This is a genomic window from Rhodococcus wratislaviensis, from assembly GCF_041228765.1.
Taxonomy (GTDB): Bacteria; Actinomycetota; Actinomycetes; order Mycobacteriales; family Mycobacteriaceae; genus Rhodococcus_F; species Rhodococcus_F wratislaviensis.
This window is the reverse complement of sequence record NZ_CP150488.1, coordinates 411,493-426,171: the sequence shown is the minus strand read 5'-3', so window position 1 is coordinate 426,171 and position 14,679 is coordinate 411,493. Positions and strand designations below refer to the sequence as shown.

The window sequence follows — 14,679 nt, the reverse complement described above, 5'->3', positions numbered from 1 at the left end:
CTCAGCTGATCGAGCCTCTGAACTCGACCGCCTGCTGCGCAGCCTGTGTGGTGACGGCGATGTCGGCGACCGGGTAGACGTGGAACTCGAAGAAAGGTCCGAATTTCGTCGGGCCGTCCAAGACGTCGTTCGGGTCATCCGCCTCGACGAAGGCGAATCCCCCGGTTCCGTCCAGGCGACCGAGGAAATGATGGAAGGTCGCCCCTTCCGCCGGCGTCCATCGTGCGAACACTTCCAGGCTCCGCCGCGCAGCTTTCTCGTTCTCGGCGGCGGACCCACCGTTACGCAGCGTCCAGGTAATCACGTACTTCATCGCACCCTCCCGAGGGTGTGGCGGGTTCAGCTCGCGGGGACCGCGCCGAGCTGCTGAAGGAATCCGAGCGTGTCCCACACCTGCCAGGTCTCGGCGATCTTGCCGTCGGCCAGCCGGTGGATCGAGATCGCGTCCACTCGGATCTTGTTTCCGGTCGGCGGAATCCCGTTCATCTCACCGACGTGCGTTCCCGTGCCGGTCCAACGCACGACGACGCGGTCACCGGCCGAGAACATCTCCTCGATGGTCCAGTGCCCGTCCACTCCGTCCTGGTAGGCCGCGATCGCCGCGGTCATCCCCGCGGGACCCGGCCCACCCGGGACCTGGGGATCATGCATCTCGTGGTCGCTGCTGAACAGCTCCTCCGCTATCTCGTTCTTCCGATCGTTGTTCATCTCCTCGTAGAATCGACGCACTACCGCTTCTTCCGCAGAACCCATGACAACCTCCGGCGCACTCGAGTCACACGGCCGTTCCGGTCGTACTTCGAGCATTCCACCGGCGGAAAGGGAACGGAATGTTGCTGAGCACGCCGAATGACCCGGGCAGTCGTCGAGCGGAGTTGTGATGGGTGCGGAGTCCCGACTACGTGATCTGGGGCTGGTGCTGCCGCGCGCCGTCCAATTGCCGCCGGGGATGGAGTTGCCGTTCAGCTGGGTACGCGTGCACGGCCGCAGAGTGCTGGTGTCCGGTCACGGGCCCCTCGCCGAAGACGGCACACCCGCCGGACCGTTCGGGTCCGTTCCCGCCGACGTGTCGGCCGCCGATGCCACGCACTCCGCCCGGCTCACCGCCCTCGCGGTGCTGGCGGGGGTCCGTCGCGCGGTGGGCGACCTGGACCGCATCGGTGCGTGGCTCACCGTCACGGGGTTCGTCAACGCCGAGCCGGGCTACGACCAGACGACCGCGGTGCTCAACGGGTTCTCCGAGTTAGTGCTCGACGTATTCGGCCCGGACGTCGGCGACCACGCCCGGACGGCGATCGGGGTGGCCGCGCTGCCCCTGAATCTTCCGGTCGTCGTGGCCGCCGAACTCGAGCTCGCCTAGCCCAGCTGCGGAACGACCTCGCTGGCGACCAGTTCGAGGTGGTCGAGGTCGGTGAGATCGAGGGTCTGCAGGTAGATCCGCTGCGATCCCGCCTCGGCGTAGCGGCCGATCTTGTCGACGAGCTCGGCGGGCGACCCGGCGAGTCCGTTCTCCCGCAGCTCGCGCACCTCACGTCCGATACTCGTGGCGCGTTTCGCGATCTCCTCCTCGGTGCGCCCGCAGCACAGGACGAGCGCGTTGGAGTACACCAACTCCGTCGGGTCGCGGTCGATCGCCTTGCACGCGAGCCGGACCCGTTCGATCACGTCCCGCGTCTCCTCGACGGACTGGAACGGGACATTGAACTCGTCCGCGTACTTCGCGGCCAGCGCGGGGGTCTTCTTCTTGCCGGTGCCGCCGATCAGGACGGGCGGACCCTGCGGCTGCCGCGGCTTCGGGAGTGCGGGCGAATCCTTGACCGTCAGATGCGTCCCGTCATAGGAGAACGTCTCACCGAGCGGAGTGCGCCACAGCCCCGTGATGACGGCGAGGGACTCCTCGAGCCGTTCGAACCGCTCCTTCAGCGGCGGGAACGGGATGCCGTACGCCTGATGCTCCTCCTCGTACCAGCCGGCGCCGATACCGAGGTCGACGCGGCCACCGCTCATCTGATCGACCTGCGCCACCGAGATCGCCAGCGGTCCGGGATACCGGAACGTCGCGGACGTGACGAGGGTGCCGAGACGGATCGCGGACGTCTCCCGGGCGAGACCCGCCAGTGTGATCCACGCATCGGTGGGCCCGGGAAGCCCCTCGGTGTTCATGGCGAGGTAGTGATCCGACCGGAAGAACGCGCCGTATCCGAAACGTTCGGCGGCCTGCGCCACCGCAAGAAGATCGTCGTAGGTGGCACCCTGCTGGGGTTCGGTAAAGATTCGCAACTCCATGTGAACCACTCTGCCCGATCCGTGATCGGTACGCTGATTTCATGGCCAAGATCCCACTGAACCTGCCGAAACCGCTGGCCGACAAGCTGCCCGACGCGTTCGGAGGCTCCCGCGCCGGCGTGGTGCCGGTGGTGCGGCTGCAGGGGATGATCGCGTCCGGCGGAGCGGGTTTCGGGCGGGTGCTGAGCGCGGAATCCGTCGAGGAACCGTTGCGGCGAGCGTTCACCACGCATGGTGCGAAAGCGGTGGCGTTGCTGATCAACAGTCCCGGTGGGTCGCCTACGCAGAGCGAATACATCGCCGCCCGCATCCGTCAGCTCGCCACCGAACACGAACTGCCCGTGCTCGCGTTCTGCGAGGACGTCGTCGCGTCCGGCGGCTACTGGCTGGCCTGCGCGGCGGACGAGATCTACGCGACCGCCACGTCGGTGGTCGGCTCCGTCGGTGTCATCTCGGCGGGCTTCGGGTTCTCCGAACTGATCGACCGGCTGGGCATCGAACGGCGGCTCCACTCGGCGGGCGAGGCGAAGGCCCGCCTCGATCCGTTCTTCGCGGAGAAGTCCGAGGACGTGCAGTGGCTCGAACAGATCCAGGAAGGCATCCACGACGAATTCCGCGACTGGGTGGTCGGCCGCCGCGGGGACAAGCTGAGGGCGGAGGGGGCCGAGCTGTTCAACGGCGACGTCTGGCTGGGACGCCGCGCCGTCGAACTCGGCATCGTCGACGGGATCGGCACACTGCGCGAGGTGGTGGAGAAGCGGTTCCCCGACGCCACCCTCGAGATGACCGGGCCCCGCCGCTCGTTGTTCGCGAAGCTCGGGCTGCCCGCAGCCGGCTGGGACGAGGTGGCCGCCGCGATCGTCGGGGCGGCCAGTGCCCGCGTCGCGTGGTCGCGGTACGGGCGGTAACTATTTCGGCACCACGACCCCGACCGGGCCCGCGCCGATGCACAGCGACAGGTCCGGGGTCAGGGTGCTCACCCGCACGCTCTGACCGCCACCGGTGAGCCGCACGAACACCGAGTTCGGGCCGCGGTGCACCGGCACCCGCACCGGGCTGCCGACTTCCATCGCGACGGCGATCTCACCGTCCGCGGTGGCCATGTAGTTGAGCTGCGCAGTCCACTCCCAGCCGGTCAGCGGTCCGTCGAGGGGGAGGGGCACGAAACTGCGCTGGTCCACCAGGTTCCCGCAGTCCGGGACGGGTCCGGGCTCGATCGCGCGCACCCAGGTGACCTGGGCGTCGACCACCGAACCCGCGTCGTCGATCATCCGGAGGTCGGGGGTGCTGTCGGAGAACTCGGGGCGGTCGCGCAGCGGGGCGAAGACCCGGCTCACCAGATTGTTCGGGTACGCCACCGGCAACAGGACCCAGATGGACGCGGGCTGCTGGAGGATCGGCGCGTCGTCCCGTTCGGCGAGCGACGCACGCGCGGTCGCGAGGTAGGCGGTGGTCGGGTTCTCCTCCCAGCTGCGGGTGAACGTGTACGTCGACCACAGGCTGCTCGCGACGAACGCGACCACGGCGGCGACGGCCACCAGCGGCCGCACCCGGACGGGGTCGGCGCGTCGTCGGGGTGCGCGGGCGATCACCGCGACGGCGATCGCGAGTATCACCGCGGTGTCCGTGAAGTAGCGCAAGGTCTGTGCGAGTTCGTAGGTGGTGTCGGCGCCCCAGCGGGTGACGACCATCGCGGTCACCGACAGCAGGAAGTACGCGGCCGTGAGTATCCATACCCAGCCGATGCGGCGCTTCAGCCGGACCGTCGTGACGACCGCCGCGACGAGGACGACCCAGCCGACCACTTCCAGTGCCGTCGACGGGGAGGCCCACGGGGGACTGGGAATCCACCGGTCCCACGTCCACGGCCCACCCACGAACGTGGGCAGCAGTCCGAGCGACGTGCCGTGGTGGAACAGTTCGAACGCCCGCGCCGCACCCGCCCATTCCCACTGCGACGCGACGGTGGAGAAGTAGAACGCCGCCCACACCGCGAGCACCGCCGCCGACGGGATCCAGAGGGCCGCGCCTCGCCGCAGCGTCGACCGCACCGGCCGCTCCCGCTCGCCGACGTGCGCGCGCAGGGCCACGGTCGCGAACGCGACGAACGGGACCACGACGGACTTCTCGAAGAACAGCAGCGACGCGATCAGCACGAGCGTGCCCGAGACCGCGTATCGCCGCCGTCCGGTGCGGCACAGCTCGAGGGCGTCGCGCGCCACCCACGCCAGTGCGATCTGCAGGGGCAGGGCATTGAGCGCCGCCGCCCACCAGGCGAACGCAGGCACGGTCAGCGGGGAGAACAGATAGATCGCCAGCGGAACCAGCAGGACGGGGCGTGGCCCGAGAAGCGTGCGAAGTAACCGGAAAACCGCATACGACGCCACCGCCTGCAGCGCGATCATCGTCAGCATCGGCAGGATCCACTCGTACGGCGCCACCCGCGTCGCGATACCCGCCACCAGGAAAGCCCCGGGCATGAGGTGACCGTCGTGGTCGTAGAGCAGGAGGTCGGCGGAGAGCAGCGGGAGGCTTCCGCCGCGTCCGGCGAGGATCAGATCGTCCCAGTAGAAGTCGCTGTTCGCGGCCACCCACGTCCGCACGAGAAGTTGCACCACGACGAGGGCGGCGGCCACCTGGAGGACACGGGCGGGCCCGAGGTGCCACCGCGATCCGACGTCGTCCGTCATCGTTTTCCGAGATTACAGATCAGGTGGAACCAAACCGCGCCGGGCTGCGTCAGATCAAGTGTCGGGGCATTTTCGCCCGGCACAGGTGGGGGAGACGACGGCCGGTCCGGAGTTCTCGGGTCGCTTCGCGGGCGATCCGAACTGGAGGGGTAATTCCGGGCCGAGCCGTCGGTCACCGAGTCCGATTGTTCACCGAGCTGCGATGTCAAGTTCATCCACCGTTGTGGACCGTTCATCGGAAGCTGTCAACAATTACGGATTCGCATGCGCTCTGACCTGTGTATGAGCACTACTCACACTGTCCATAACTGTGTATGAACCTGTGGAAACTGTGGATAACTCGGCATTTCTCGTGGTGTAGCTCACATATTCTCCCCAAAAAGGACGATTCGGTCGTGGGCTGCCCGCATTCGCGGGTCGTGACAGAATCGGCAATGTGAAGTGGGTGCGGAGGGCATGAGCGTCGTCGTTCAGGTGTGCGCGCGATGCGCGGCTCGGTGGCCGGTTCTCGGCTCCCCGACGCAGTGGTGCCCGCGCTGCCACGGTGTGCTGCTCGCCCCCGTCCGCACCGACCAGCACCCACCACCCGCAAGCCGGGGGTTCCGCTGGATCGCGCGATCCCCGCTCCGCAGGGGCGGTCTCGCGGCCGAACCGCCGACGGCCGGCCCCACCCCCCGCTACACCGAGATCCCCCGCTGGGGACTGCACGATCACGTCGAATCACCCTCCGCGCGCCGCGACTGGCCGGAACTGCTCGCCGGCAAGGCGGCCTTCTTCCTCACCCTCACCGCCGGTCTGTACGCGTTCGCCGTGATCGCCGAACTCGGCCGGTACGCCGTCCTCCTCCGCAACAGGACCCGGCTGATCGATCCCACCCTGCTCGCCGTATCCGACATCGCGGTGTTCCTCGGCCAGGCAGGCGGGATGCTCCTCGCGCTGCTGTCGGGGATCGGCGGAGTGTGCTGGCTACTGCGGATGCGTCGTCGTACGTTCGCCCGCGCCAAGACGTCCGACCCGCGCACCCCCACCGAGGTGATCGTCGGTTGCGCGGTGCCGGGCCTGAACCTGGTGATGCCGGGTGTGTACCTGCTCGAGGTGATTCGCCGCGACCCCCGCGCGGTCCTGCTGGTCCGAGCCTGGTGGAGCCTGTGGGTCTTCGGCGCTGTGCTCGTCGTGTTCAACTGGTTCTGGCGGTCCAGGCCGGGACTGCAGGCCATGGCGGACGGTGTCCTGCTGGCCGCGTTCACGGCGCTGGTCGCCGCCGCGACCGCGGTACTCGCACTGATGGTGCTCCGACGGCTCGAAGGCCGGACGCTGAAGGGGGCGAAGGAACCCGTCACCCGCTGGGTGATCGCCACCGGTCCGCCGCCGCAGAAGGACGCGGAGAAGTCCGCAGAGACGACGCCCGACGGCAGCGACCGGGAAGTCGTCGCGTCGTGAGCCCCGACCGGCGCGGACCGCTGGTGGTGGCGCACCGCGGCGCATCGGCGGCGATGCCCGAACACACGCTCGCCGCGTACGAGCTGGCGCTGGAAGAGGGCGCGGACGGACTCGAATGCGACGTGCGGCTCACCCGGGACGGCCACCTCGTGTGCGTCCACGACCGCACCGTCGACCGGACGTCCACCGGGACCGGCGTCGTCAGCGAGATGACCCTCGAGGAGCTGGCGGAGTTCAATTACGGCACCGAAGACGAGCCGGCCGAACTCCTCGAGCTGAGCGCGCTCATCGCCCTCGCCCTGGACTGGTCGGCGCGCCCGGTGAAACTCTTCATCGAAACCAAGCACCCCGTCCGGTTCGGCGGCCTCGTCGAGAGCAAGGTGCTCGCCGAACTGCAACGCTTCGGCATCGCCGCACCACCGTCCGCCGACCACTCCCGCGCCGTCGTGATGTCGTTCTCCGCCGGAGCGGTGTGGCGGATCCGGCGGTCCGCGCCGATGCTCCCGACCGTGTTGCTCGGCGAATCCGCCCGCTACCTCGGCGGGGGCGCCGCGACCACCGTCGGCGCCACCGCGGTCGGTCCCTCGGTGAAGACGCTGCACGAACACCCGGACATCGTCGACAAGGCCGCCGCCGCGGGACGAGCCACCTACTGCTGGACCGTCGACAACCGCAGCGACGTCGAACTGTGCCGCGAACTCGGGGTCAGCTGGGTGGCCACCAACCACCCCGGCCGCACCAAGAAGTGGCTGGCGTCCTGACCGGACCGGCGCCGGCGTGTAGGTTTTGGCGTCGTGGCAAAGAAGAGCAAGAGAAACAGTGGTCCGAAGCCCGGTAGTGCCCGCGCCGAGAAGCTCGCGCAGCGGCAGGCGGAACGGGAGAGCGCCGCAGCGGCGGTGACCCGGCCGTTCGAAGGCCTCGCCGCCGAATGCGACCTGGTGGCGCTGCGCGAGTTCGTCCCGTCGGCGACCGCCCCGCTCCCCGTCAAGGATTCGTCCCGTCCGGTGACCCTCGCGACCGTGCTGCCCGGTGCCGTCGCGGCGCTGGTCCGCGACGAAGGTGACAGTGCCACCGGGTTCGTCGGTGTGCAGGTCCAGGCGCATTCTGCGGATCTCGGCGCCGATCTGGCCGCGTCCGTCGCCTGGGTCCGTGACGCCGCGGCCGGCGAATCGCTGGCCTCCGCCAACCCCGGATCCGAGACCCCGGCACTGGCCGACGTGATCGACGCGGACGCACCACTCGACATCACCGTGCACCAGGATTTCAACTGGTGGATCCCCGAAGGCGTGGAGCCGGCCCCCGAGGTCGCGACCACGGTGCAGCACGCGAATGCGGCGATCATGCCGTCCGCGCGAGTCGAGGCCGAGTGCGTCGTCGCGGCATGGTGGGTCGATGCGGGCGAGAAGGCGCACATCCGCTGGGTGCGCCCGGAGAACGAGGACGATCTGATGCTGGCCCTGGCGCGCGTGCACGCGACCGGCGGTCTGCACCTCGGTGAGGGTTCGCGCTACGCCGGGTCGTTCCGGACGCACGGGCTGCTGGTCCCGGTGTTCGACCTGGACCGCGAGAAGCATGCGAACGAGTGGGCCGCTGCCACCGTCGAACTCGGTCAGCGACTGGGTGAGGCGCTCGCCGTCGACGCGCCGCTCACCACCGAGGAGCGACGCGCCCGCGACGGACTGCGTGGCCGCCAGGTCACGTTGCGATAGGCCCTTCGGGCCCGTGAGTGGTTGAGGAGTGCAGAGACTCGTCAACCACTCACGGGTGGCGGAGCCGCCTAGATGGAACCGCCGGCCGCGTGCGGTGCGCCGGACGTGTCTGCGACGCCGCTCATCTCGCGTGCGACGAACTCCTCGAGGTCGAACAGGTTGCTGCCCGCGCGGTCCGCGATGGTCAGCAGCGTCGTCATGCTCGCGACCTCCTCGACCTGCTCCTTGAGGAACCACTGCATGAACTGCTCGCCGAGGTAGTCGCCCTCCTCGCGGGCGGTGCTCGCCAGCTGCACGATCTGCTCGGTGACCGTCTTCTCCTGCGTCAGGGCGAGTGCGATCGGCTCACGTGCGTTCTCGAACTGGCCCTTCGCCGCGTCGACACCCGACAGTTCCACGGAGATGTCGCGGTCGAGGAAGTACTGGACGATCATCATGGCGTGGTTGCGCTCTTCGACGGCCTGCTTGTAGAAGTGCTTGGCCAACTGCGGCAGGTCCGCATTGTCGAAATAGATGGCAGTCGCGATGTACTGGTGTGACGCGTTGAATTCGTTGCGAATCTGGTCGTGGAGCAGAGCGTGGAATTTCGTCTTGTGCGCGTCAGTCGAAGTCATGAAATGGATAATATCGCTGGTCAGGGCGGGTGTCATCCAAGTTGAACCTAATTTTGGGAAGCTTGCCCAAACTAAAGTCAACCTAATTTCGGGACCATTTTGATGTCATTTTTCTAACCTGAACTGGCGACGGATCTCCGACGGGAACGGGGCAATCGGCGTCGGCGGGGCCTCGCCCGTGTATAAAATTCACAGCGTTCTGACGGCGCGGCCCGGAGGGGCAGGCACATGTTGAGACGATCCGGTACGTGGCTAGCGTTGATCCTCGGTGCCCTTTTTCTGGGGGCGACCATTCCCGCCCCGGCGCAGGCCGAACCGCTGTATCCCTGGCCGGATCCCGACCCGTTCTATCTCGCTCCGCCGGACCTCGGGGTCCTTCGTCCCGGCGACGTCGTGCGGACGCGGCGCATCGACACCTGGATGTACGCGAATTCGGACGGGTGGCAGGTCGCGTTCCGGTCGACGAACTCGACGGGACATCCGATCCTGGCCGTCACCACGGTTCTGCTTCCCCGCGGCGTCGCGAATCCTCCGCTGGTGTCGTATCAGGCCATCGTGAATTCGCTCGGAACCAAATGTGCTCCGTCGCGGTCGTTGTTCAACCTGGAACTGCAGGAGTCGCCGGGCCTGTATCTGGGTCTGCAACGCGGCTGGGCGGTCTCGGTGCCCGACCATCTCGGCCCGACCGGCGCCTACGGTGCCGCGAAACTCGGCGGCATGATCACCCTCGACAGTGTCCGGGCGGTGCAGCGGGTGGCCGAACTGGGGTTGTCGCACAGCCCCGTAGCGCTGGCCGGGTATTCGGGTGGGGGAATGGCCAGCGCGTGGGCCGCGGCGCTGGCCCCGAGTTATGCGCCGGAGCTGAAACTCGACGCGGTGGTGGCGGGCGGGATTCCCGCGGACCTCGAGCAGATGGCCCAGGGCCTGGGATTCAATCCGCATCCGGGGTTCGGGCTCGCGTTCGCTGCCGCGATCGGCTTGGAACGCGAATACCCGGACCAGCTACCGATTTCGTCGCAGCTGAACGCGACCGGGCTGTGGCTGCGCGAGTGGATGTCGAACGAATGCCGCCGGTTCCTCCTGTTTCACGGCGCCTTCCGCAGCGCCGGACAGCTGGCCGCCTCGACCAGCCTCATGGCGAGTTCGGGCGCGCACCAGGTGTTGCGCGACAACAGTCTGCGGTACTTCGAGGGTGTCCCGACCGCGCCCCTCTACCTGTGGCACGGCACCCTGGACGGGCTGACACCGTTCGATTCGGTTGCCGAGACCGCGCACCGCTACTGCGCCGCGGGCGCCAGACTGACGTTCGTCCCGTACGAGATATCCGAGCACATGACGACGGCAGTGGTGGGCTTTCCCGACGCGTACGAGTACGTGGCCGCGCGGTTCCGCGGCGAACCGGCGCCCACCCGCTGCTGACCCGAAAGGGTCAGACGCCGCCACCCGCCCTCTTCGGCGCACCCGGCCGGATCGGCGAGTTCCCGCTCATCTCGCGGGCGATGAAATCCTCGATGTCGAACAGGTTGTCGCCGGCGCGTTCGACGATCGTGAGCAGGGTGTGCATGCTCGCGACCTCCTCGACCTGTTCTTCGAGGAACCACTGGATGAACCGCTCGCCGAGGTAGTCACCGGTGTCGCGGGCCGTCCGGGCGAGCTTGGTGATCTGTTCCGTGACGACGCGTTCCCGTTCCACAGCCAGGGCGACGGGGGCGCGCACCGAATCGAAATCGGTGACCACGTCGTCGATGCCGGGGACTGTCACCCGGAGATTGTTGTCGATGAGGTACTGGATCATCATCAGCGCGTGGCCACGCTCCTCGGCGGCCTGCGAATAGAACCGGCGAGCCAGTTGCGGGAGATCGTGCGAGTCGAAATAGACGGCCACCGCGATGTACTGCTGGGATGCGGTGAACTCGTTGCGGATCTGCTGCAGCAGGAGGGCATGGAACTCGCTGGGGGTCTTCGTCGCCGATTGAGACATGGGTGTCAGTTTACGGCCGTGCGTCACGGTCCGGTGGTGACCAGTTCGGCCGGGACCTGACGGTCGTTCGCCAGCGCGTCGAAGAACTGCGACGCCCGGTCGTGATCCCAGAGCAGCACGTTCCCGGCACCGTCGACGTCCTCGAAACCGCCGACGGGAACGGTGGTGGTGATCATGTCGCCGCGTACCGCCCACGCGAGCGCGGCGAGGTGCCAGATGTGGTCGCTCTCGTCGACACGCAGCGACGCGGCGGTGTCGGTGACGAGAGGCCAGACGCGGAACGGGTTGAGCCACGTCGCGGGACTGGTGGCCTTCGACATCAACGCCGCCATGAACATCCGCTGATGGTTCATCCGGTCGATGTCGGCGAGCGCGGTCGCGCGGCTGCGGACGAAGCCGAGGGCCTGCGCCCCCGACAGTTCCTGGCAGCCGGGCCCGAGGTTGATCCCCGCGAGCGGGTCGTCGATGGCGGTGTCCAGGCACATGTCGACGCCGCCGATCGCGTCGACGATGCCGGCGAAACCACCGAACCCGATCTCCGCGTAGTGGTCGATGTGCAGACCGGACGCCTCCTCGACCGTCTGGGTCAGCAGTTGCGGACCACCGAACGCGAACGATGCGTTGATCTTGTCCTCGCCGTAGCCGGGGATCGACACGTACGAGTCGCGCGGGATGCTCACCATCGTCGCCGGGCCGCCGCCGCTGGGGACGTGCACCACGATGATGGTGTCGGTGCGGTCGGGGCCGCTGTTGCCGCCGGTCGACAGTTGCTGTTCCTGCTCGGGGGTCAGCCCGGTGCGGCTGTCCGAACCGACGAGCAGCCAGTTCGTGCCGGGGGTGTCGTCGATCCGGCCGGGGTAGTCGGCCAGCGCGTCGATCCGGTTCAGCGAACTGTCGAGGTAGTACGTCATGCCCGCGAGCGCCAGAACCAGCACCAGGAACAGGATGCCGATGCGCCGGCCCCAGTTCCGCGTGCGCTTGGGACGTCGCTGCCCCGGGGGCTCCGGGGTCCGCGGCGGTGCGAGCGGCGGGGGTGGCGGTGGCGTGCGAGGGGGACGCCGGTCGGGCACCCGGGGCGGCGGTGGCGGCGCGTCACGGTAGGGCTGCGGCGTCTGGGTGGGCGCGTAGCCGCGCGGACCCTGCGGCGGCGCCGACCGGGACAACTGTGGTTCGGGGGCCTGCGACCACGCCTGCTGGGGCGGCGGCGGGGCGCCGCGTCCGTCGCGGCGGATCACCTGGGTGCCCTCCGGCGGCGGCGCCGGGGGACCCTGCCGGGGAGCGGGGTGTCGCGGGCGGGGCGCAGGAGGTCCCTGTTGCGGGGGACCCTGCGGTGGCACCCGCCGCGTCTGCGGAGGAACCCGCTGGTCAGGAGGCGGCATTCGGCGGTTCGGGGGCGGCGGCACCTGCTGCCCGCCCTGCGTCCGCCGGGGCGGACGGGGCGGCAGCGGAGGATAGGGGGCGTCGCCGGTCACCCGCACGACTTTACTGGTCCGGCCGGATTACGGAATCCAGCCGACGTGCCCGCGCAGTGCGGCGTAGCCGACGAACGCGACCGAATCGATGGTGGCGTGGGCGATCACGAGAGGCCACAACCGTCCAGTCTTCTGCCAGTACCGGCCGAACACCAGACCCATGGCGACGTTGCCCAGCCCACCGCCGAAACCCTGGTAAAGGTGGTACGTCCCCCGGAGCACCGCCGACGCGAGCAGTGACGAGTTCTCGCTCCACCCGAGCTGCCGCAGCCGGGTGATCAGATACGCGACGACGAGCACTTCCTCCGCGCCGGAGTTCGCGATCGCCCACAGGATCAGGGCCGGCAGTCGCCACCAGTGATCGCCGATCGTGCTGGGCACCACGGTGAGGTTGGCGCCGATGGCGCGGGCCAGCAGGTAGAAGCCGAGCCCGGGCAGACCGATCAGGGCGGCGAGCCCGACCCCCTGCGTCCCGTCGGGACGCCACCGGAATCGGCCGAGCCCGACGTCGCGCGGGCCGAGGCCGCTGCGCCACAGGAGATACAGACCCAGCGCGCCCCAGGCGAGGAGTTTCACGACGCCGAGCAATTGCCGGGCGACATCGATGATCTGGTTCTCCGCGCGGGAGACGTTGAGGGCGACGGCCTGATCGGCGAGGTTGCCCGGGGTCAGTAGCGATTCGGACAGCGACAGCAGTCCCGACAGTCCGCTCGTCCCGAACGTGACGAGCAGGACGATCGTGATCTCGATCCACAGGGCCCGCCGCTCGGTCCCGGTGGCCGGCGGAGCGGCCGGTTCGGGTGAGGCGGGCCGTATCCAGGAGGCGAGCGTTGCACGCGAGATCACGCGGCACACGCTAGCGCGCGCCGAACCGGAATGGCGATCAGCCGCGCGCGCGGAGTCCGTTCACGAACGGGCATCCCACCAGCAGCCGGATCGCCCTGCTCAGCGCGACGGCGTCGTCGACCGGCGCGGAGAACGGCATCCAGATGTCGCGGTCGCCGTGATCGTTCTCGACGCGCAGTCGCAGTCCGTACCGGTCGATGCCCAGGGGGCGGACGCGTCCGCGTCGCATGTGGGGCGGCAGTTTGCGGGACAGCATGTCGATGAGGTCGCGGTGGTCCTCGTCGAGATGCTGGAGCCAGGCGGTCTCCATTTCCCAGAACGGGTCGGGCCGGGCCGCGAGCAGGTCGTCGAGGGCGACGGGTTCGGCGCCACTGGAATCGGCGACCACCGCCGATTCGAGGCGGAGCTGCAGCAGCGTCGCATCGTGCCCGACGTCGAGAAGTCCGGGGTGCGGGTATTCGGATGCCACCTCGTCGGCCAGCGTGCGGGTGTGTGCCTCGCAGAGGGCGTGGAGGTTGCCGCGCAGCCAGACGAGTGACCGCACGGGCTCACGCAGCGCGAGCGGTGAGTTGTCGGTCAGCTCCAGCACGGCGGGGATCCCGCCGCCACCGGCGAGCCAGGACAGGGTGGCGGCCGCTGATTCGGTGGGCACGGCGACCACGACGTCGCCGCTGGACCGCAGGTGGTGTACCGACGTGACGGTCGGTGCGCTGCCTTCGACGGCGAGTACCGCGTCCTGGGTCCGTGCGCACGAGCTACGCACACGCTCGGCGGTGGACGGACCGGTGGTCGTGACGGGCATGGAGCCTCCTTCAGGGTTCCGCGATACTGAGGTAACCCTAACCTAATGTGGGCGAGTCGGCGATGGCAAGACCCCGAGACGAATCCGGTCCACGAGGTGGGCATTACGGTGGGGAGGTGGCTATACCCCTCTCCCTCGGTGTCCCGCGCTCCCGCGGGCCGCAGTCGTTGCTCGCCGAACTTCTCAGCGGATCCCAGGACACCGGCCCGGCCGCAGGCGGCGCACTCGGACCGCGGGTGGTTCCGGCGTCCGCACTGCTCGACGCCGCCGGGACCGACGCCGGCCGCATCATCGTGGGTCTCGACGTCGACCCCGCCGCTCTCCGCACCAGCGAGCAGGCCTCCTACGAGGCGGTCCGGTTCCACCTCGACTGCCCAGCGGGCCACCTCGGCGACGCGGTGGCACTCCGGCTGCCGTCTCCGCTCGCGGTGTTCGTCACCGCAGACGGCAGCGACGACCCCGGTCTCGCCGAGACGGCGCAGCAACTCGCGGACGCCGGCCGCATCCCGGGCCTTGCGAGCGGACACTCCGTCGGCGACGTCGCCGACTTCCTGGCCGTCCTCGCGCACGCGGACGTCGGATACGTGGCGAGGGCGCGTGACACGGCCGAGGTGCTCGCGCTGCTGTCCGGGACGGTTGCGTCCCTTCGCGGCGACGACGTGCGGGCAGCGCTCGCGGCACCGGATCCGGCGAGGCTCACCTCGCTGATCCCCGAGGCCGCGGAGGCCGTCCGCGAGGTCCTGCTGGGGGTCGAGGTGCACGACCCGGCGCTCGTCGCCCGTGAGCTGGCGGACGCGGGTCTGCGGTAAACATTCACCGTCAATGCGCCGGACCGTCAA

The 14,679-nt window shown here is 69.0% G+C and carries 16 protein-coding genes; 7 read left to right on the top strand and 9 right to left on the bottom strand.

Going from position 1 to position 14,679, the window contains the following annotated elements:
* Position 1 precedes the first annotated feature (1 nt).
* Entirely contained in the window at positions 2-313 is a 312-nt protein-coding gene (locus WKC72_RS01955; RefSeq protein WP_370181577.1) for a DUF3303 domain-containing protein, read from the bottom strand.
* Positions 314-339: 26 nt separating this feature from the next.
* Positions 340-753: an ester cyclase gene (locus WKC72_RS01950; protein WP_037228283.1), complete on the bottom strand. Its 414-nt coding sequence runs from the start codon at positions 751-753 to the stop codon at positions 340-342.
* 127 nt (positions 754-880) lie between these two features.
* Between WKC72_RS01950 and WKC72_RS01945 the strand changes: the two genes are divergently transcribed.
* On the top strand, positions 881-1,360 hold the full coding sequence (locus WKC72_RS01945; RefSeq protein WP_128640331.1) for a RidA family protein: 480 nt from the start codon (positions 881-883) through the stop codon (positions 1,358-1,360).
* Here the strand turns inward: WKC72_RS01945 and WKC72_RS01940 are convergent.
* Positions 1,357-2,286 (bottom strand): LLM class F420-dependent oxidoreductase, encoded by a 930-nt coding sequence (locus WKC72_RS01940; RefSeq protein WP_370181576.1) that lies wholly within the window; start codon positions 2,284-2,286, stop codon positions 1,357-1,359. The genes WKC72_RS01945 and WKC72_RS01940 overlap by 4 nt on opposite strands.
* Positions 2,287-2,327: 41 nt before the next feature.
* On the opposite strand from WKC72_RS01940, the gene WKC72_RS01935 reads away from it, so the two are divergent.
* A complete protein-coding gene (locus WKC72_RS01935; RefSeq protein ID WP_370181575.1) occupies positions 2,328-3,194 on the top strand; it encodes a S49 family peptidase in 867 nt (288 codons plus the stop codon).
* On the opposite strand, the gene WKC72_RS01930 is transcribed toward WKC72_RS01935, so the two are convergent.
* Positions 3,195-4,976 carry a hypothetical protein gene (locus WKC72_RS01930; RefSeq protein ID WP_370181574.1) on the bottom strand — a complete coding sequence of 594 codons (1,782 nt, stop codon included), beginning with the start codon at positions 4,974-4,976 and terminating at the stop codon, positions 3,195-3,197. It abuts the gene before it with no gap.
* Positions 4,977-5,432: 456 nt separating this feature from the next.
* Between WKC72_RS01930 and WKC72_RS01925 the strand changes: the two genes are divergently transcribed.
* Genes WKC72_RS01925 through WKC72_RS01915 form a run of 3 tightly spaced genes read left to right on the top strand, consistent with a single transcriptional unit; the run spans position 5,433 to position 8,125 of the window.
* Entirely contained in the window at positions 5,433-6,416 is a 984-nt protein-coding gene (locus tag WKC72_RS01925; RefSeq protein ID WP_370181573.1) for a DUF4328 domain-containing protein, read from the top strand.
* Entirely contained in the window at positions 6,413-7,177 is a 765-nt protein-coding gene (locus WKC72_RS01920) for a glycerophosphodiester phosphodiesterase (RefSeq protein WP_112301569.1), read from the top strand. Before WKC72_RS01925 ends, WKC72_RS01920 begins: the two co-directional genes overlap by 4 nt.
* Positions 7,178-7,210: 33 nt before the next feature.
* The gene (locus WKC72_RS01915) at positions 7,211-8,125 is read left to right on the top strand and encodes a DUF5926 family protein (protein ID WP_370181572.1); all 915 of its coding nucleotides are present in this window, start codon (positions 7,211-7,213) and stop codon (positions 8,123-8,125) included.
* Positions 8,126-8,193: 68 nt separating this feature from the next.
* Here WKC72_RS01915 and WKC72_RS01910 read toward each other — a convergent pair whose 3' ends face one another.
* Positions 8,194-8,739, bottom strand: a complete 546-nt coding sequence (locus tag WKC72_RS01910; protein ID WP_037228262.1) for a ferritin — start codon at positions 8,737-8,739, stop codon at positions 8,194-8,196.
* A 228-nt stretch (positions 8,740-8,967) separates the two neighbouring features.
* On the opposite strand from WKC72_RS01910, the gene WKC72_RS01905 reads away from it, so the two are divergent.
* Entirely contained in the window at positions 8,968-10,158 is a 1,191-nt protein-coding gene (locus WKC72_RS01905) for a lipase family protein (protein WP_037228261.1), read from the top strand.
* Positions 10,159-10,168: 10 nt separating this feature from the next.
* On the opposite strand, the gene WKC72_RS01900 is transcribed toward WKC72_RS01905, so the two are convergent.
* The 4 genes from WKC72_RS01900 to WKC72_RS01885 all read right to left on the bottom strand — a co-directional run bounded on the left by WKC72_RS01900 (position 10,169) and on the right by WKC72_RS01885 (position 13,840).
* On the bottom strand, positions 10,169-10,720 hold the full coding sequence (locus tag WKC72_RS01900; RefSeq protein WP_037228259.1) for a ferritin: 552 nt from the start codon (positions 10,718-10,720) through the stop codon (positions 10,169-10,171).
* Positions 10,721-10,743: 23 nt separating this feature from the next.
* Entirely contained in the window at positions 10,744-11,955 is a 1,212-nt protein-coding gene (locus tag WKC72_RS01895) for an LCP family protein (protein ID WP_235214550.1), read from the bottom strand.
* 264 nt (positions 11,956-12,219) lie between these two features.
* Positions 12,220-13,038, bottom strand: a complete 819-nt coding sequence (locus WKC72_RS01890) for a CPBP family intramembrane glutamic endopeptidase (protein ID WP_037228257.1) — start codon at positions 13,036-13,038, stop codon at positions 12,220-12,222.
* A 37-nt stretch (positions 13,039-13,075) separates the two neighbouring features.
* Positions 13,076-13,840 carry a DUF2470 domain-containing protein gene (locus tag WKC72_RS01885; RefSeq protein WP_007298301.1) on the bottom strand — a complete coding sequence of 255 codons (765 nt, stop codon included), beginning with the start codon at positions 13,838-13,840 and terminating at the stop codon, positions 13,076-13,078.
* A gap of 116 nt (positions 13,841-13,956) precedes the next feature.
* Here WKC72_RS01885 and WKC72_RS01880 point away from each other — a divergent pair, with 116 nt between their 5' ends.
* Positions 13,957-14,649 carry a hypothetical protein gene (locus WKC72_RS01880; RefSeq protein ID WP_370181571.1) on the top strand — a complete coding sequence of 231 codons (693 nt, stop codon included), beginning with the start codon at positions 13,957-13,959 and terminating at the stop codon, positions 14,647-14,649.
* The last annotated feature ends 30 nt before the right edge of the window (positions 14,650-14,679 follow it).